Origin of the sequence: Streptomyces canus (assembly GCF_030815415.1) — a bacterium.
GTDB classification, from domain to species: Bacteria; Actinomycetota; Actinomycetes; order Streptomycetales; family Streptomycetaceae; genus Streptomyces; species Streptomyces canus_F.
Genome location: NZ_JAUSWW010000001.1, coordinates 10,317,375 through 10,333,725, shown reverse-complemented (window position 1 = coordinate 10,333,725; position 16,351 = coordinate 10,317,375). Strand labels below are relative to the sequence as shown.

Genomic DNA, 16,351 nt, shown 5'->3' with positions numbered 1-16,351 from the left:
GGTGGCATCCGGCGCAGCACATGATGCTCGTCGTCCCGGCCCGCCGCGGCCGCACAGCCTCTCCGGACCCCGGCCGCGGCCCCAATCACGAGGGATGTACCGACCATGCCCGCCATCCTCATCCACGGCGTTCCCGACACTCACCGCGTGTGGGACGGCGTACGCCGACACCTGACCCGCTCCGACGTCGAGGCCTGGGACCTGCCCGGATTCGGCACCCCCCTCCCCATGGGCTTCGGCTCCAGCAAGGAGGAGTACGTCGACTGGCTCGTCGAGCGCCTCGAACGCGTCGGTGAGCCCGTGGACCTGGTCGGTCACGACTGGGGCTGCATCCTCACCGCCCGCGTCGCCTCCCTGCGCCCCGACCTGGTGCGCACCTGGGCCGGCGGCAATGGACCCATCAGTTCCCGCTACGTCTGGCACCCGCTGGCCGAGACCTGGCAGGACCCCGTCGCCGGCGAACGGTTCATGGCCGAACTGCACCCTGAGGCCTTTGCGAAGGACCTGGTGAACGGCTTCGACGCGCCCGCCGGACCGGTGGAGGAGATGGTCCGGCACGTCGACGACACAATGAAGGACAGCGTTCTGCGGCTGTACCGGTCCGCCGTGACCATGGGATCGGAGTGGGAACCGGCCCTGTCGAACGTCACCGCACCTGCGCTGGTGTTCTGGGGCGAGCGCGACCCCGCCTGTCAGATCGAGTTCGGCGACGAACTCGGCGCCGCCCTGCGCGCCACCCGCGTTCTCCATCTCGACTGCAACCACTGGACGGTGCTGGAGCGGCCCGCGGAGGTGGCCGCCGCCCTCGAGAAGCACTGGGCGCAGGGCACCGGACGCTAGCCCGCGCCGGTCGGCGATGGGGCGCGGACCTGCGGACCGCCTCAGCCACAGCCGTGGAACACGGACGTCGTCCGCGCCCTCGTCGCGCTGCTCCGCTCTGCTCTCGCAGGTCCGCACGCAGCCGCCGCGACCCGGGCTGGTGTCACAACCTGCGGGTTCTCACGGTCTCACCGCACGAGGACACACCAGTGTCCGGTGCGCGCGAGCGGAGACGGGAACATCATGTCGCGAGAAAACGGGTTCGTGATCGCCGGGGGCGGCCTCGCCGCGGGCAAGGCCGCCGAGGAACTCCGGCAACAGGGCTACGACGGCCCGCTCGTCCTCATCGGGGACGAGGCGGAGCGCCCCTACATCCGACCGCCGCTGTCCAAGGGGTACCTGCTCGGCAAGGAGGACCGCGAGTCCATTTTCGTACATCCCGAGAACTGGTACCGCGAGCACGACGTCGACCTACTGACGGGAACGCGCGTGACGGCCGTCGACGCGCACGCCCGCCAGGTCGAACTCACCGGCGGACGCCGGATGCCCTACGCCAAGCTGCTCCTGGCGACCGGATCGTCCCCCCGCCGGCTCACGGTGCCCGGGGCGGACCTGGACAACGTGCTGTACCTGCGCCGCGTGGGAGACAGCGAGCGGCTCAAGGCCGCCTTCACCCCCGGGGCCCGGATCGTGGTCGTCGGCGGCGGCTGGATCGGCCTGGAGACCGCCGCGGCGGCCCGGACGGCCGGGGCGCTGGTGACCGTCCTGGAGCACTCCGAGCTGCCGTTGCTGAAGGTGCTCGGCCGGGAGGCGGCCGAGGCCTTCGCCGATCTGCACCGGGACCACGGGGTCGTCCTGCGGCCCCACGCCGCCGTCGAGCGCATCACCGGTGACGGCACCCGTGCCGACGGCGTTCAGCTCGCCGACGGGACCCGACTGCCCGCCGACGCCGTGGTGGTGGGCATCGGCATCACCCCCAACGTCCAGCTCGCCGAGGCGGCGGGACTGCAGGTGCGCAACGGCATCGTCACCGACGAGCGTCTGCGCACCTCGGCCCCGGACGTGCACGCCGCGGGGGACGTCGCCAACGCCTACCATCCCCGGCTCGGCCGGCATCTGCGGGTGGAGCACTGGGCCAACGCCCTGCACCAGCCCCGCACGGCGGCACTGGCCATGCTTGGCAAGGAGGCCGCGTACGACCGGTTGCCGTACTTCTACACCGACCAGTACGACCTCGGAATGGAGTACACGGGGTACACCGAGCCCGGCGGCTACGACCGCGTCGTCTTCCGCGGGAACCCGGCCGAGCGGCGGTTCATCGCCTTCTGGTTGTCCGGGGACCGGGTCCTGGCGGGCATGAGTGTGAACGTGTGGAACGTCATCGACTCCGTCCGCGTCCTCTTCGAGTCCGGTGCCTCCGTGGCGGACGCGGCCCTGTCCGATCCCGAGACGCCCCTCGACAGCCTTCTGCCCTGACGACCGCCGCGAAGGTGCCCGCGGCCCGCCGGAGCACGGGGGGTGCCGCTGCGCACGCCCGGGAAACCGTGTCACACGATCCGTCCCTGTCCGGTCAGCAGTGCATACGACCCGCCGGACGAAAGCGGACTGCCCCATTCCAGGGAGCCGCGGCGGACATCGGCCGGAATCAGGGGTGGCGGCGCCTTGTCGGGTGCTGCGCGAAGGGGTGATGCCAGATGGACCGGGGACCGGACGACGAGACCGTGCCGATCGCGGAGCTGCTCGACGAGCGACGCCAGCTGCTCAACGTGGCCTACTGGATGCTGGGCCGCAGCCAGGACGCCGACGACGTCGTGGCCGAGACCTACCGGCGCTGGTACGGCCTGTGCGACGAGCACAGGATCCGCATCGCCGAACCCCGGTCCTGGCTGGTGAAGACCGTCGGCGGCATCTGTCTGGAGCGCTTGGCGCCGACTGGCCGGTCGGACCCGGACCCGGTCGGCGCGGCACCCCCTCAGGACCTGGACGACGAGGTGAGCCATGCCCTTCTCGAGGCGCTGGACACACTGTCACCGGCCGAGCGGGCCGCATTCGTCCTCAACGATGTGTTCGGGATGGCTCCGGGGACGGTCGCCGCCGTCGTCGGACAGACGGAACAAGAATGCGGCGAACTCGCCGCCAGGGCCCGGCACAGCCTTCGGACCAGGTGGGCACACCCCGCGACACCGCAGCAGCACGACCGTGTGGTCCGAGCGGTCCGGCAGGCCTGCGCGGGGGAGAACCCCGACCGCCTGACGTCCCTGCTGGCACCGGACGCCACCGTGTTCTTCGACGGAGGCGGCAAGGTCAGGACCCTGACCCGGCCCGTCCACGGCGCACGGCGCGTCACCCACAGCCTGCTGACCCTCCTGGCCGGCCGCCCCCGCACCACCCTGAACTGCCGGTCCGTCAACGGCCGCACCGCAATCGTGGTGTGCTACGCCGGCGAGGTCGCCGCGGTCATCAGCCTGGACGTGGCGGGCGAGCACGTCGTGCAGATCTGGGCGGTCCTCAACCCGGACAAGCTCCGCCACTGGAACCGGGCGGCCACGCGGGAGAAATGAGGACGACTCATGGACCAGGACTTCGATCCGCGTGTGGCCGCTGCCTCTCTGGCCGCGGAAGCGGCCGTACTCGAGGCACAGATCCGCATCCTGCAAGAGGCGCTTGACGACGTCGGCACCCGCATCGAGCGATCGGCAGAGCGACTGCGCCTCCTGCGCGAGCGGTCCCGACCGGAATCCGGCCGAACGCCCGAGGAACACCCGCCGACCACGGCCCGTCCCGCGCTCCCCGACCCGGAGTCCCCTTACGGCGACCGGCCCGCACCGTGTCCCCACCGCTGAGGCGCCGGTCACGAAAGCGTGAAAGGACAGTGGCAGTCACCTCATCCGGGAAGGACCCCGCACCACCACCTTGCATCTTCCGGGTTCGGAACTCGTACGCTGTGACATACGATGCACCCACACACGTCCCCGGGTCCGAGCCGAGTGGCACCGCAGCTGACTTCAGTGAGGCGCGGCACGGAGGGTTGAGGATGAGAGGAAGACATGGTCTCGGCAACTCGCGCAGCGCATGAGATTGAGGTCACTGCGGAGAGCCTCCAGGAGGACCTCGCCCGCCTGGAGATTCAGAAGCGGGCACTCGAGAGGGAGCTGGCCGCCGTGGCCGCCCACCTCGACTCCGTCCAGCGTGCCCTGAGCGCCCTGACGGTCCTCATGGCCGAGCCGTCCGGCCGCCACGCCGCCGAGCAGCCCGAAGAGGCGAAGGCCGACACTCCGGCCGTCGCGCCCGCCCGCACAGCCCGGAAACAGGCCGCATCGCGACGGACGGAGCCCACTCAGAAGGCGAAGCCGGCGACCTCCTCGCGTGCGGAGGCCGATGAAGCGCGCAGCTACGGCGCGCTCACCGATCAGATCCTGGAGTACTTCGCCGGCGTCGGTGATGCGGAGGTCCGCGCACGCGACGTCGCCGCGGCGCTCGGCCGCGACACCGACTCCGGCAGCATCAATGCGGTGCGCAGCACGCTCGACCGTCTGGTCGGCACCTCCCGCGTACGCCGGGCCGGCCGCGGTCTCTACCGCGCCCAGAAGTCCTGACCGGAGCCCTCTCGGCTCCGGGCACGCAAGGTCACGCGGCTGCCTCGGGCGCCTGCTCGCGGGGGATCGCACAGGCGCCCGAGGCACGCACCCCGCTGACGGTCGGTCCGCGGGTGGGCGAGCGCTCCCACACTGGCCACCGAGCGTGTCACACGGTGTCGGAATCGCTGTGATGAGTGTATAGCATTCCACATCGTCTTGGAATCCAATGACACCCTCCCGGGAAGCCGCGGGCCACCACTGATACCTCACCTTCTCGCCGATCGCTCCCCCGCCTGCTCTCAGCGACAACTCGCCTACCCGAAAGGGCCGTTATGCCCTTTCCACACAGGTCAGCCGCAACACACGTGTGATGGAAACAGTGACCCTTTCCGTGGCCGCTGCAACAAACATGGCCCCTATAGTCATCCGCGCATCGAGTTGTCGCCCGGGCCTTCCCCTCACGAGCGGCCACGCCGCCGGCGCACCTTGATGCCCATGTTTCATCCTCTGAGGAGCAACACCTTGCACAGACGAAAGAAGGCCCTCGGCGTGCCCGTCGGCATCGCCGTGGGCGCACTGATCGCGGGCTCCCTGCTCACCCTGCCCGGCCACGCGCTCGCCGACGACCCGAGCCCGACCGCGGACGCGCGCCAACAGGCGCTGCTGGCCGCCGCCGAGGAGTTCGACATTCCGTCGAGCGTGCTGCTCGCCCTCTCCCACCTGGAGTCGGCGTGGGAGGAGCACGGCGCCCTGCCGAGCACCGACGGCGGTTACGGACCGATGAACCTCACGGACGTCACCTCCGCCATGCTGGCGGGCGGCGCCGCGGGCGCGGCGGGCCGCGCCGACCTCGACTCCCTCGCCGCGGACCCCGCCCTGCACACCCTGCGCCAGGCTGCCGAGCTGACCGGACTGTCCGTCAAGTCCCTGCGCGAGGACGACACCGCGAACATCCGCGGGGGTGCCGCCCTGCTCGCCTCGTACGAGAAGGAGTTGGTCGGGCGACCCCCACGGACCCCTCCCAGTGGTACGGAGCCGTGGCCCGGTACAGCCAGGCCGAACAGAAGCAAGCCGCCGCCGCCTTCGCCGACCGCGTCTTTCGCACGATCCGCAGCGGCGCCTCGGCCACGACCCAGGACGGCCAGCGGGTGCGTCTGGCCGCCGGACCTTCCGTCGATCCCGCCCGGGACCAGATCAACTCCCTACGCCTGAAGGCCTCGTCCACGGCGGCGGCCACCGAATGCCCCGCGACCGTCGACTGCACCTTCGTCGCCGGGTCACCGGTCGGGCGTCAGGTGGCCGACCGGCCGGCCAACGGCATCCGCATCGACACGATCGTCATCCACGACCTGGAGTCCACCTACGACGCCGGCGTGGCGGGCCTGGCGAATCCCACGAACCCTGCCTCGACCCACTACGTGATGTCCTCGACCGGCACGGTCACCCAGATGGTTCCGGCCAAGGACGTCGCCTTCCACGCGGGCAACTACTCGACCAACCTGCACTCGATCGGCATCGAGCACGAGGGGTACGCCGCGCACGGCGCCGCCTGGTACACGGAGGCGCAGTACCGGGCCACGGCGGACCTGCATCCCGGAGACCAAGGCCGAGTTGGGTCCAGCAACGTTGTCATGACCGACGACGTGCTGCCGGTCCGGCGGGATGCCGAACCGTTCGGCCAGGTACTTCACCAGCCTGGGACTGGAACCACTTCATGAGCCTGCTCGACGCCCCCGTCAGCGGCGTGTCCGAGGTGCCGCAGCCCGGCTCCGTCGTGTCGATCAAGCCGTCGTTCGCGGACAACGTGCAGACCCTCCAGATCTGCCCCTCCGACGACCCGACCGGCTAGACGACCGCCTGCACCGAGCAGCAGCACCCGGCCAACTTCGTCTACCTGCACACCGCCCCGAGCGAGACGGCCCCGCTCTTCGGCGACCAGGCGATCCACGGCACCGCGCCCGGCACCGGCCGGTGAACGACTGGGGCAGCACGACTCAGGCCGGCCAGCAGTTCGTCGTCGCGGACGCCCAGGACGACTGGACCGCGATCTGGTTCAGCGGTGCGAAGGTGTGGTTCCACAACCCCGGTGGCGTCAACACCCGTACCAGCTACGGAGTGAAAATTATCAAGCCCGTGGGCACCGCTCCCGTGTCCCTCTACGGCTCCAGCTACCCCGACAAGGCCGAATACCCGGCCGGCCTGGGGGCCTCCACGCAGGCACCCCTGACCATGTACGACATCCCGACCGGACAGGCATACGTGGCCACGCGGGAAGCGGCCGCCACCGACGATTACTTCCCCTCCAGCGGAGCGGTGGTCATCGGGGGCAAGAAGATGTACACCATCCAGTACAACCACCGTGTTGCCCTGGTCTACGAGAACGACGTCACCGCGACCACAGCCGTCCACCACTGGGAGAACGTCAGCAACTGACCCTGCCTTCCCGGTAGTTGACCGACCCCAGAGGGCCCCTCACGCGAAGTGCCGTCGGGCAGCCCCGCATGAGGGCCACCACCTTGCTTGTTCCGCCCGCATCGACTCGAGCGCTCACTTCGGCACCCGCCCACCGGTCACAGACGCGAGGCGTCGTCGGTCAATAGGGGCATGAACCATTCCCTCACATCGAAGACCAGCACCGACAGGCCTGTCACCGTCATCAAGAGCTACATCATGCCGACGGACGAAGCCGACCACTTCACCGTCGTGTACCAGGAGAACGCCCGGATCATGGCGGCCCAGCCCGGCTTTGTCCGCTCCCGCCTGCACCGGCCCCTCACCGAAGGCCCGGAGACCCGCTTCGTCCACATCGCGGAGTGGACGTCGGGGACCGCGCTCGACAAGGCCACCGACAGTCCCGAGTGGCATGCCTCGCTGCAGCGCATGTTCGACGATCCCGACCTGCACATCACCTCAGAACCGGCGAGCTACCGCGTCGTCGTCGAACTCCACCCCTCCTGACAACGCGTCACTCGGCATCCTGGCCTCGAGGGGTGCTTCCGTCATCTGCAGCTTGCCGGCGTGCTGGGCGTCGGCCCACGAAGGAGCAGGCGTCTTCTTGCGGACGGGGCCGCCTCCCGCAGGGAGAGCCGCGGCAGCCCGGACCTTGTCCTCGCGGCCGGTTCGCGCGGCGTCCGGCTTTCTCACCCCTCGCGGCCGCGAGGACGGCCCCCCGACCCGCGCGCCTTGGGGGTGTTCCAGAGCGGGTCAACGGGCACTTGGCCCCTCCCACACTGCACGACCGGGTGCCTCCCACGGTACGGGCGCTGGGAGGTGCCGTCGAGGCGGCTTGCACGACGTGCAAATGCCTTGCACAGCACGATGGTTGACGACCACCACCGGGCGCGTCGCGCGGTGTGCTGGGTGCAGCGCCCCGACCGTGCGGGGCCCATCCCTGGGAGGCATCATGACAAGCGCAGCCGCAGCCACGTTGGCCATCGACCCAGTGCTCGGCCCGGTCCGTTCCGCCCACGAGGTCAGTGCCGTGGGCGATGAGGAATGGCGGCGCACCGGGGCGGATGTATCCCTGGGGCTGGATCGGGGCGGCTCGTCCGGCGGATCGCCGAAGTAGTGGCCGTAGAGCCGTAGAGGCAGATCGCCGCGGTGACCGAGGTGTCGGCCGACTCGAATCCGGGCTGGAACACCGGGGCGTTCGGCGTGAGCGCGCACAGGGCCGCCAGGTTGGAGCCGGCGGAACTGCCCGCCACGAACAGCCTCGACGGATCGGCGCCGTACATCTGCTTGGGCTGGGCTCGTCTATCTCCCACGCACGCCGCCGGGCGGCCAAGCTCAGCCCTGAATGCCGTGGGGCCCTCAATGCCCTGGGCATGCGCTGGTGAACGTTACAGAGCCGGCGTACCGGGGGATTTAATCCTCCCTTCCATCAGCTCGTTGTCGCTCCAACCACTCCAACAATTCGACGGACTGCAGGGTGTCAGAGTGTTCCGGCCCTACCACCCGACGCCGCGCCTCCAATGTCTCCTCCCCCAACACCAACGCCTCCTCCCCCCGACCCACCTCCGCCAACCGGACGGACAGGCTGTGCGCCGTGTCCAGCGTGTTCGGATGCTCCGACCCCAACACCCGACGCTGCACCTCCAACGTCCCCTCTCCCAACACCACCGCTTCCTCGACCCGACCCACATCCGCCAACCGGATAGCCAGGTTCGACGCCGTGAGCAGCGTGTCCGGATGATCCTCGCCCAATACCCGACGCCGACGCTCTAACGTCTCCTCCTCCAACACCAGCGCATCCTCTACCCGGCCCACGGACGCCAACTCGACGGCCAGTCCCGTCGCCGTGAGCAGTGTGTACGGGTGCTCCGCCCCCCACACCCGACGCTGCACCTCCAACGTCTTCTCGTCCAGGGCGAGGGCTTCCTCATGCCGTCCCAGCGCCCACAGCCGGACGGCTAGGCTGCGGGCGCTGACCAGGGTGCCGGGGTGGTCGTCGCCGTGGAGGCGTCGGAAGCGGGCGAGAGTGTCTTCGTCCAGGGCGCGGGCGCGCTCGTGGTCCTGGGTTTCGTCATAGGCGCGGGCCAGGTTGTGGGCGGCCTCCAGGGTGTCGGTGTGGTCGGGGCCCAGTTGCTGCAAGCAGGCGTCGTACAGCAGTTGCAGCCGCTCCCGGGCCGGGCGGGCCTGCCCGCGGTCCATCAGATACCAGCACGCATCCGCCACCAGGGCTCGGCCCCGGCTGGTGGTGAGCCGGGTGGGGTCGATGGCCAGGGCGTGCGGGAGCAGGACCTGCCAGGCCGGCCAGAACTGCGGCTCGTCTGGGCGGCCGGGATAGACCGCGGCAAGGAGTGCTTCGGCATCGGCCATCGCCTGGTCGTGTTCCTGGCTGGTCATCTGGCCCGCGAGCATCTCCTGGGTCAGGCGGTGCAGTTGCAGAGTGCCGTTCTGAACCCGGGCCAGGCTATGCCGGGCAATCGCTTCCACCGCACCCACCGCTACCAGCCGCGAACCCACCGTCTCCCCCAGGAGGTGGGACGTCGGGTCGGGGAGGTGGCCAGCGCAGCTGGTGAGGGGGAAGGGTTCAGGGGCCAGCAGGGCCAGCGCATCCACAACCGCCCCGGCACCGGGGTGGTCTGTCTCCAGACGGATGCGGGTCAGGCGGACCTGCGCGGCCAACGCTGTCGGGTATCCGGGCGGGTGGCCTGAGCCATCACCGCCACCAGGCTCGCCGCCAGCTCCTCCTTCAGATCCGCCGGTGACAAACCCCGGGTCAACAGCGCGGCACCCTGCGCCAGCGCGAGCGGCAAGTCGTCCAAGGTGGCGGCGATGTCATCGGCGTCCGCATCGGTGAGAACGGCGCCCTGAGCGCGCAGCAACGCCACGGATTCGGTGCGGGAGAGAGTGTCGACGTCCAGGGGTACGGCGTAGCTGTTCCAGTGCGGGTTGCGGGAAGTGATCAGCACATGCCCGGAACCGCCCGGAAGGAACGCCGCGAGAGCGTCGGGCTCTTCGGCGTTGTCGAACACCAGCAGCCAGCGCGAGCGGGTCCGCAACTCCCCCAGCAGCAACTGCACCGCCTCGACGGGCACCGTACCGCCCGGTGCAGCCCCGATCCGGGCGGCGAGAGCGGCGAGCTGGTCGGGGATCAGCGCCGGATCTTCCGCCGCGATCCACCAGGCCAGTTCGTACTCTCCCGCGAACCGGTGGCCGTACTCGATGGCGAGTTGGGTCTTTCCGACGCCACCGCGGCCGTGCAGGGCCCGCACCGCCACCCGCTGCCCGGACGCCAGCGCTTCCCTCACCCTGACCAACATGCCGTCCCGGCCGGTGAAAGCCGCGTTCCGTGCCGGCACATTCCACACCCGCGGCAGACTCCCAGGCAGGCGGGGGCCGCTGGCTCCGACTTGCCGCAACATGTCACCCGAGCCGGGGAAGGGCGGCTCCGTATCCGGCCGGGACGGGCCGTCGACCGCCCCCAGCAACACCCTGCGCGCCTCTACCGGGCTCAGACCGAACAGATCCCGGCTCAGCAGCGGACGCAGAATCGCCGGAGCCTCCACCTCGGCCACCCGGACCGGGGTGATCTTCTCCCGCATCGCCACCATCGCCGTCCACTCCGGCGTCGTGAACCGCTCCGGCTCGAAATACGCCGGGGAGAACAGGGCAAGCAGCCGACCATGCGCGAGGGCGGCGTTCATCTTCAGCACGAAGTTGTCGCCCGCACCCCAGTCCCAGTAGTCCAGCTCCACCTGATAGCCCGCGTCCAGGAGCTGCCATCCGACCCACTCGGCCCACGCCCGGTCCGCCCCCGCATGACTGATGAACCAGCGCCGGTCCGACGTACCGTCAGATGCCGTGCCGGACCCCTCGATCGCGTTCATCGTGTCCCCCGAAACCACGCTCCGTGCTGCGTTCCAGCGTAGGGGGCAGAAGCCAGCCGGGACCTGGTCTTCACGGTCCTCCGTCCACGGCGGGGGCGGACTGGCCCACGGCACCGGATCCAAGACCAGCGTGGCTCGCCGTAGCGGCGGATCCGATACCGCTGCGGGCAAGACGGGCGGGACACGGCGGTATCGCGGGGTCGGCGGCCGGAGGCTCGCCTGAGGGAAATAGGCGCTGCCCGTACTCGCTGGAGAGGGCGATCTCCTCCATCCCAAACAAGATCAAATCTCCAACGGAACCCGCACCAAGATGTCCTGCGCGTTTGCACGACTTGTCACGACTATCTCTCACGCCATGTCGCCTCACCGCCGCTAACTTCCCTGCTCAGCCAGCTGCATCACGTGCCACACAAACAAGAGAAATCTTGGACAGCAGGGCTAGAGATAGCACCTGGCTGCCAGAGCGCCCGCGCACTGAGCCTGCGCCAACCCCACCTCATCCTCACCACGGCCGCCTGCCCGGGAGGCCGGGCGCACCGCACCACTCGGCGCCCCCCGCCCAGGGACAGGGAGACGATATGCCCACCACCCCACCCGCCTCACTGGCCCCCTTCCTGACGACTGCCCACCTGCAGCTGTGGGAGCAGGTCGAAGCGTTCGCCACCGGCGAGGCCGCCGCACGCGTGGAGCGCATGGAGGCCGCCCCACACCAGGTGGAGCGCAAGCTACCCCAGATCATGGCCAAGCTCGGCTGGTTCGGCATCACCATCCCGCCTGCCTACGCCGGCGCTTGCCATGACAAGGAGCCCACGTGCCGGTCACGGACCGGGACCAGGGTGCCGTCCACGATCCGCAACCGGTCGGCCGCCTCAGCCGGACGGGAGGCCGGCTCCAGCGCCAGCAGCGGACCGAGGAGGCGGCCCTGGAGCGGTTCGCCGAGTTCGCTGATGCCTGGGGCCGGAAATATCCGGCGCTCGTGAAACTGTGGGAGACGCCTGGGAGGAGTTCACTCCGTTCCTGCGGCTCTACACCGAGATCCGCCGCATCGTCTGCACGACGAATGCGATCGAGTCGGTGAACGCGCGGATCCGCCGGGCGGTGAAAGCCCGCGGACCCTTCCCCAACGAGCAAGCCGCGTCGAATGCCTCCACATGGCGATCATGTCACTCGACCCCACAGGCAAAGGCCAGGCCCGCTGGACCATGCGCTGGAAGACCGCGCTGAATGCCTTCGACATCACCTTCGAAGGCCGCCCGACAGCCCGTCAGTAACCCCAACTACCCAGTTACACCACTTGTTTGACAGCTGCGTCATGAGCAAGGCGACGCTGTAGCCCTCGGCGGTCAGACCGATGCGCGGGGTGTGAGCGAGGTCCACCTCGTCTTCGAGCACCAGGATGCGCATGCGGTGCAGCCTCGCACAGCGCCGGCCCACCTTCCTGATCATCCGGTCAGGTTGGATCAGCATCCGGTCAACGAGGTCCCGGCATGCTGGCCGCGTCTCTTCGCCACTACTGAAAGGCCCTGCCACCGATGTCCGTTGCTGGACGTGTCCCCGCCGCGGCCAGGACGGTTCCCCTCCCGCACGCGCCCGTTGTCAGTCACCGCTCCGGCCTGTGACCGATGACGGTCCCCAGCCTCGGGTGCGTCTGCGGTGACGCGGGAGTGCTGAGCCGAGTTGGTCAATCTCAAGGGCACGACGGGCCATCATCACGCCACAAGCGAAGGGCAGGTCCGAGCGGACGAGCGAAAGCGAACCCTCGCCCTTACGAGCCGACATGAGGAACACCGCGTCGACGGCGAAGCGGTCGGCGGCAGATTTACGCCTGACCAGCAGAAACCCAGTGATTACACCCGGAAGACAACAAGTTCTCAGATAGCCTCCAGGGGGAGACTTGCGCAGACAAGTGAAAAGAGCGTGCGCGGCCACGATCGCCACGGCGGCAGCCGTGGCTCTGGCAGCCGGCATGACCAGCCCGGCGCCGGCGGAGGCCGAGCGTACGGCCGGTGACCAGGCCGTACAGACCACGCCCAAGCACCGCGTCACCCTGATCACCGGCGACCGTGTCATCGTCGACGCCAAGGGCCGTGTCCTTGGCCTGGAGCGGGTCAAGGGCCGTGAGGGGATACCCGTCCAGATCCGCAAGACCGACGGGCACACCCTCGTCGTGCCGGCCGACGCAGCCCGGCTGATAGCCGGCGGCAAGCTCGACGCGCGGCTCTTCGACGTCACCGAGCTCAACAAGTCGGCCAACCGCAAGGCCCAGAAGCAGGGCCTCAAGCTGATCGTCGGCTACAGCGGCGCGGCCGCCGCGGCGAAGGCGGACGTCCGGGAAGCCGGCGACACCGAGGTCCGCAGGTCCCTCAAGTCGCTGAACGCGGACGCGGTACTGACGCCCAAGGGCGACACGCCCGACCTGTGGGCCGCCATCACCGACACGCGGCCCGGTGGCGCGAAAACCGCCTCCGGCATAGCCCACGTATGGCTCGACGGGGTCCGCAAGGCCAGCCTCGACAAGTCTGTCAAGCAGATCGGCGCCGACACGGCGTGGGCTGCCGGGTACGACGGCAAGGGCATCAAGGTCGCCGTCCTGGACACCGGTGTCGACGCCACCCACGACGACCTCAAGAACCAGGTCGTCGCCGAGAAGAACTTCTCCACCGCCGCCGACGCCACCGACAAGTACGGCCACGGCACGCACGTCGCGTCCATCGTGGCCGGTACGGGTGCCACGTCGGCGGGCAAGTACAAGGGCGTCGCACCGGGCGCCAAGCTGCTCAACGGCAAGGTGCTCGGCGACGACGGCTTTGGCGAGGACTCCGGCATCATCGCCGGTATGGACTGGGCGGTCGAGCAGGGCGCCGACGTCGTGAACCTCAGCCTCGGCGGCGAGGACACCCTCGACATCGACCCGCTAGAAGCCCAGGTCAACAAGTTGTCCAAGGAGAAGGGCGTCCTCTTCGCGATCGCCGCGGGCAACGACGGCGATCTCGGCGAGCAGACCATCGGCTCCCCGGGCAGCGCGGAGGCGGCGCTCACCGTGGGCGCCGTCGACGACACCGACAAGCTGGGCTCGTTCTCCAGCGCGGGCCCCGGCCTCGACGGGCAGATCAAGCCCGATGTGACCGCGCCCGGCGTGGACATCACGGCGGCCTCGGCTCCGGGCAGTGTCATAGCCAAGGAGGTCGGCGAGAAGCCGACCGGCTATGTGAGCATCTCGGGTACCTCGATGGCGACCCCACATGTCGCGGGCGCCGCGGCGATCCTGAAGCAGCAGCACCCCGACTGGACGTATGCCGAGCTCAAGGGCGCGCTGACCGGCTCCGCCAAAGACGGCAAGTACACGCCGTTCCAGCAGGGTTCAGGACGCGTCCAGGTCGACAAGGCCATCAAGCAGACCGTGATCGCCGACCCGACGTCGGTGAGCTTCGGCATCCAGCAGTGGCCACACACCGACGACACCCCGGTCACCGACAAGATCACGTACAAGAACCTCGGGACGACCGACGTCACGCTGACCCTTGCGGTGACGGGTACCGGCCCGAAGGGGCAGGCCGCACCGGCCGGTTTCTTCACACTCGGCACCAAGACGCTGAAGGTCCCGGCGGGCAGCTCGGCCTCCGCCGACCTCACGGTCAACACCAGGCTGGGCGGCACGCTCGACGGCGCCTACTCCGCGTATGTGACGGCGACCGGCGGCGGACAGAGCGTACGCACGGCGGCGGCGGTGCAGCGCGAGGTGGAGTCGTACGACGTCACGCTGAAGTTCATCGGCCGTGACGGCAACCCGGCGAAGTACTACAGCGCCGGCCTGGACGGTGTCACCGGGCTCGCCCAGGACAAGTGGTACTCGCCCTACGACGAGTCCGGCACCGTCAAGGTCCGCTTCCCCAAGGGCGGTTACATCTTCAACTCGGCCGTCCATGTCGACCCGGACGACCCCGCCAAGGGCTTCGACTGGGTGACGCAGCCGAAGCTGAGCATCACCAAGAAGGCCACGATCACGGTGGACGCGCGCAACACAAAGCCGGTGGACATCACCGTGCCCGACGCGGCGGCGAAGTCAGGGGCCGCTACGCCGTTGTACACCGTCGGCGTGCCGGACGGCACCAACTCGTACGGCTGGTGGCTGGACTCGTACGCCAACTTCCGTACCGCGCACGCCGGCCCGCAGATCACCGACGGCACCCTGTACCAGCAGTGGGGCGGTCACTGGGTCAAGCCCGCCGCAGAGTACGACACCCTCGCCGGCGGCAAGCTCAAGCAGCTCGCCACCGGTTACACCAAGCACTACAAGGCGAGTGAACTGGCCACGGTGAAGACCGGTCTGGGCGCCTCGTCAAGCGGCAAGAAGGGCGTGGTCTACGCCTGGGGCGAGCTGCCCGGCAGTACAAGCACCTTTGCGCCCGGGGTCCAGCAGAAGCTGCCCGGCACGCGCACGCTGCGCCTGTCCACCGCGGGCGGAGTCAAGTGGAGACTCGAATTCGAGCAGCACGGCGGGCTCGACGAGAACGGCTTCCCGATCGTCGAGGCCTTCTACCCGCTCGGCACCCCGCAGACCTTCAAGGCTGCCACGAGCTACAAGAAGACCTTCAACACAGCGGTCTTCGGCCCGCGCATCGGCCCAGACCTCGGCCTCTACCGCGACGGCAACGACATCTACGGCTCCCTGCCGCTGTTCGCCGACGGACAGACCCACGTCGGCTCCTCGCTCTACTCGTCAGTCACCACGACCCTCTACCGCAACGGCGCCAAGGTCGGCTCGAACAGCGACCCACTGGAGGGGGCCGGCGTCTTCGAGGTCCCGGCCGGTGACGCCGCGTACAAGCTGACCACCTCGGTCAAGCGCAGCGTCAAGGTCGCCGCGGCCTCCACCCGCGTCGACGCCAGCTGGACCTTCCGCTCCAAGAAGGCCGACCTGGCCAAACTGCCCGCGTCCTCGCTCCGCTTCGACGCGGCCGTTGGCCTGGACGGCAGGGTGCCGGCGGACAAGAAGGTCTCCGTCCCGGTGACCGTCCAGGGCTCGGCAGCAAGCAGCAATCTGAAGTCCCTGGCGGTGTACGTGTCGTACGACGACGGGCAGACCTGGAAGAAGGTCACCATCAAGAACGGCAAGATCGCGGCCACCAACCCGGCCAAGGGCAAGGGCATCTCGTTCCACGCCAAGATCGCCGACAAGAAGGGCAACAAGTCAACGATTTCGATCTACAACGCGTACTACGGGAAGTGACGTGATCCGGTGGATCACCGACAGGATCACTGAACGCTGACACGCACGGATGGCCCGCCGGAAGCAGAGCTTCCGGCGGGCCATCCGGATATGAGTGCGTTGCGGCAAAGGAAGTCTCTGTTCGACGACCAGGGGCCTCTTCGTGTGCGGGGCGTGATCGCGACGGGTAGGGGCAGGCAGCAACGGTGCCGGCTCGCCGCCCGTGTGCCCTGAGCCCGACCAGCCGATGCAGTTCGGCGGGTTCGCGCTCTGCCAACGTGAGGGTGACGGCAACAGATCGTCTAGTAGGGCTTGGTCAGGTTCGTAGTGGTGTGGGTATGTCGCGGTGGCAGGTGGGGCAGGCGCCGGTCCAGGTGGCGAGGAGGGTCTGCAGTTCGCGGACCACTTGGTAG

14 protein-coding genes and 4 pseudogenes are annotated in these 16,351 nt (G+C 69.2%); 13 read left to right on the top strand and 5 right to left on the bottom strand.

Translation table 11 applies throughout. The features are described from left to right. Positions 1 to 105 precede the first annotated feature (105 nt). The 10 genes and pseudogenes from QF037_RS48410 (at position 106) to QF037_RS48380 (ending at position 7,355) form a co-directional block, all read left to right on the top strand. Positions 106 to 840: an alpha/beta fold hydrolase gene (locus QF037_RS48410; RefSeq protein WP_307036663.1), complete on the top strand. Its 735-nt coding sequence runs from the start codon at positions 106 to 108 to the stop codon at positions 838 to 840. Positions 841 to 1,062: 222 nt separating this feature from the next. Continuing rightward, positions 1,063 to 2,295, top strand: a complete 1,233-nt coding sequence (locus QF037_RS48405; protein ID WP_307036660.1) for an NAD(P)/FAD-dependent oxidoreductase — start codon at positions 1,063 to 1,065, stop codon at positions 2,293 to 2,295. Between the two features lie 218 nt (positions 2,296 to 2,513). After that, complete coding sequence (locus tag QF037_RS48400; RefSeq protein WP_307036658.1) at positions 2,514 to 3,380, top strand: sigma factor; 867 nt, start codon at positions 2,514 to 2,516, stop codon at positions 3,378 to 3,380. Between the two features lie 9 nt (positions 3,381 to 3,389). Beyond that, positions 3,390 to 3,662, top strand: a complete 273-nt coding sequence (locus tag QF037_RS48395; RefSeq protein WP_307036656.1) for a hypothetical protein — start codon at positions 3,390 to 3,392, stop codon at positions 3,660 to 3,662. Positions 3,663 to 3,866: 204 nt separating this feature from the next. Beyond that, on the top strand, positions 3,867 to 4,415 hold the full coding sequence (locus QF037_RS48390) for a hypothetical protein (RefSeq protein ID WP_307036654.1): 549 nt from the start codon (positions 3,867 to 3,869) through the stop codon (positions 4,413 to 4,415). A gap of 504 nt (positions 4,416 to 4,919) precedes the next feature. Continuing rightward, a complete protein-coding gene (locus tag QF037_RS51315; RefSeq protein ID WP_373463926.1) occupies positions 4,920 to 5,609 on the top strand; it encodes a hypothetical protein in 690 nt (229 codons plus the stop codon). After that, a pseudogene (locus QF037_RS51310) lies at positions 5,546 to 5,926 on the top strand (N-acetylmuramoyl-L-alanine amidase); the annotation flags it as partial. The gene QF037_RS51315 and the pseudogene QF037_RS51310, both read left to right, overlap by 64 nt. A gap of 185 nt (positions 5,927 to 6,111) precedes the next feature. Beyond that, entirely contained in the window at positions 6,112 to 6,246 is a 135-nt protein-coding gene (locus QF037_RS51305) for a hypothetical protein (protein ID WP_373463924.1), read from the top strand. 122 nt (positions 6,247 to 6,368) lie between these two features. Beyond that, positions 6,369 to 6,830 carry a hypothetical protein gene (locus QF037_RS51300; RefSeq protein ID WP_373463923.1) on the top strand — a complete coding sequence of 154 codons (462 nt, stop codon included), beginning with the start codon at positions 6,369 to 6,371 and terminating at the stop codon, positions 6,828 to 6,830. A gap of 171 nt (positions 6,831 to 7,001) precedes the next feature. Continuing rightward, on the top strand, positions 7,002 to 7,355 hold the full coding sequence (locus tag QF037_RS48380) for an antibiotic biosynthesis monooxygenase family protein (protein ID WP_307036652.1): 354 nt from the start codon (positions 7,002 to 7,004) through the stop codon (positions 7,353 to 7,355). A 515-nt stretch (positions 7,356 to 7,870) separates the two neighbouring features. On the opposite strand, the gene QF037_RS48375 is transcribed toward QF037_RS48380, so the two are convergent. From QF037_RS48375 to QF037_RS48365, 3 genes are all read right to left on the bottom strand, one after another. Then, on the bottom strand, positions 7,871 to 8,161 hold the full coding sequence (locus QF037_RS48375; protein WP_307036650.1) for an alpha/beta hydrolase fold domain-containing protein: 291 nt from the start codon (positions 8,159 to 8,161) through the stop codon (positions 7,871 to 7,873). A 100-nt stretch (positions 8,162 to 8,261) separates the two neighbouring features. Beyond that, positions 8,262 to 9,524 (bottom strand): tetratricopeptide repeat protein, encoded by a 1,263-nt coding sequence (locus tag QF037_RS48370; protein WP_307036648.1) that lies wholly within the window; start codon positions 9,522 to 9,524, stop codon positions 8,262 to 8,264. Next, a complete protein-coding gene (locus QF037_RS48365; RefSeq protein ID WP_307036646.1) occupies positions 9,503 to 10,729 on the bottom strand; it encodes a toll/interleukin-1 receptor domain-containing protein in 1,227 nt (408 codons plus the stop codon). Before QF037_RS48365 ends, QF037_RS48370 begins: the two co-directional genes overlap by 22 nt. Between QF037_RS48365 and QF037_RS48360 the strand changes: the two are divergent. Then, positions 10,699 to 11,469 (top strand): annotated as a pseudogene (locus QF037_RS48360) (hypothetical protein); the annotation flags it as partial. The gene QF037_RS48365 and the pseudogene QF037_RS48360 sit on opposite strands and share 31 nt — an antisense overlap. A gap of 56 nt (positions 11,470 to 11,525) precedes the next feature. On the opposite strand, the pseudogene QF037_RS48355 reads toward QF037_RS48360, so the two are convergent. Next, positions 11,526 to 11,645, bottom strand: a pseudogene (locus QF037_RS48355) (IS5/IS1182 family transposase); the annotation flags it as partial. Between QF037_RS48355 and QF037_RS48350 the strand changes: the two are divergent. Further along, positions 11,643 to 12,000, top strand: a pseudogene (locus QF037_RS48350) (transposase); the annotation flags it as partial. The pseudogenes QF037_RS48355 and QF037_RS48350 overlap by 3 nt on opposite strands. On the opposite strand, the gene QF037_RS51295 reads toward QF037_RS48350, so the two are convergent. After that, positions 11,966 to 12,133 (bottom strand): hypothetical protein, encoded by a 168-nt coding sequence (locus QF037_RS51295; protein ID WP_373464009.1) that lies wholly within the window; start codon positions 12,131 to 12,133, stop codon positions 11,966 to 11,968. The pseudogene QF037_RS48350 and the gene QF037_RS51295 sit on opposite strands and share 35 nt — an antisense overlap. A 502-nt stretch (positions 12,134 to 12,635) precedes the next feature. Between QF037_RS51295 and QF037_RS48340 the strand changes: the two genes are divergently transcribed. Then, complete coding sequence (locus QF037_RS48340; RefSeq protein ID WP_307036643.1) at positions 12,636 to 15,959, top strand: S8 family peptidase; 3,324 nt, start codon at positions 12,636 to 12,638, stop codon at positions 15,957 to 15,959. The last annotated feature ends 392 nt before the right edge of the window (positions 15,960 to 16,351 follow it).

Bases quoted from the DNA above. Each gene is read 5' to 3' on its own strand.
- QF037_RS48395 (WP_307036656.1), top strand. From the start codon at position 3,390: ATGGACCAGGACTTCGATCCGCGTGTGGCCGCTGCCTCTCTGGCCGCG.
- QF037_RS51305 (WP_373463924.1), top strand. From the start codon at position 6,112: ATGAGCCTGCTCGACGCCCCCGTCAGCGGCGTGTCCGAGGTGCCGCAG.
- QF037_RS48405 (WP_307036660.1), top strand. From the start codon at position 1,063: ATGTCGCGAGAAAACGGGTTCGTGATCGCCGGGGGCGGCCTCGCCGCG.
- QF037_RS48365 (WP_307036646.1), bottom strand. From the start codon at position 10,729: ATGAACGCGATCGAGGGGTCCGGCACGGCATCTGACGGTACGTCGGAC.
- QF037_RS48400 (WP_307036658.1), top strand. From the start codon at position 2,514: ATGGACCGGGGACCGGACGACGAGACCGTGCCGATCGCGGAGCTGCTC.
- QF037_RS48410 (WP_307036663.1), top strand. From the start codon at position 106: ATGCCCGCCATCCTCATCCACGGCGTTCCCGACACTCACCGCGTGTGG.
- QF037_RS48390 (WP_307036654.1), top strand. From the start codon at position 3,867: ATGGTCTCGGCAACTCGCGCAGCGCATGAGATTGAGGTCACTGCGGAG.
- QF037_RS48380 (WP_307036652.1), top strand. From the start codon at position 7,002: ATGAACCATTCCCTCACATCGAAGACCAGCACCGACAGGCCTGTCACC.
- QF037_RS51295 (WP_373464009.1), bottom strand. From the start codon at position 12,133: ATGCGCATCCTGGTGCTCGAAGACGAGGTGGACCTCGCTCACACCCCG.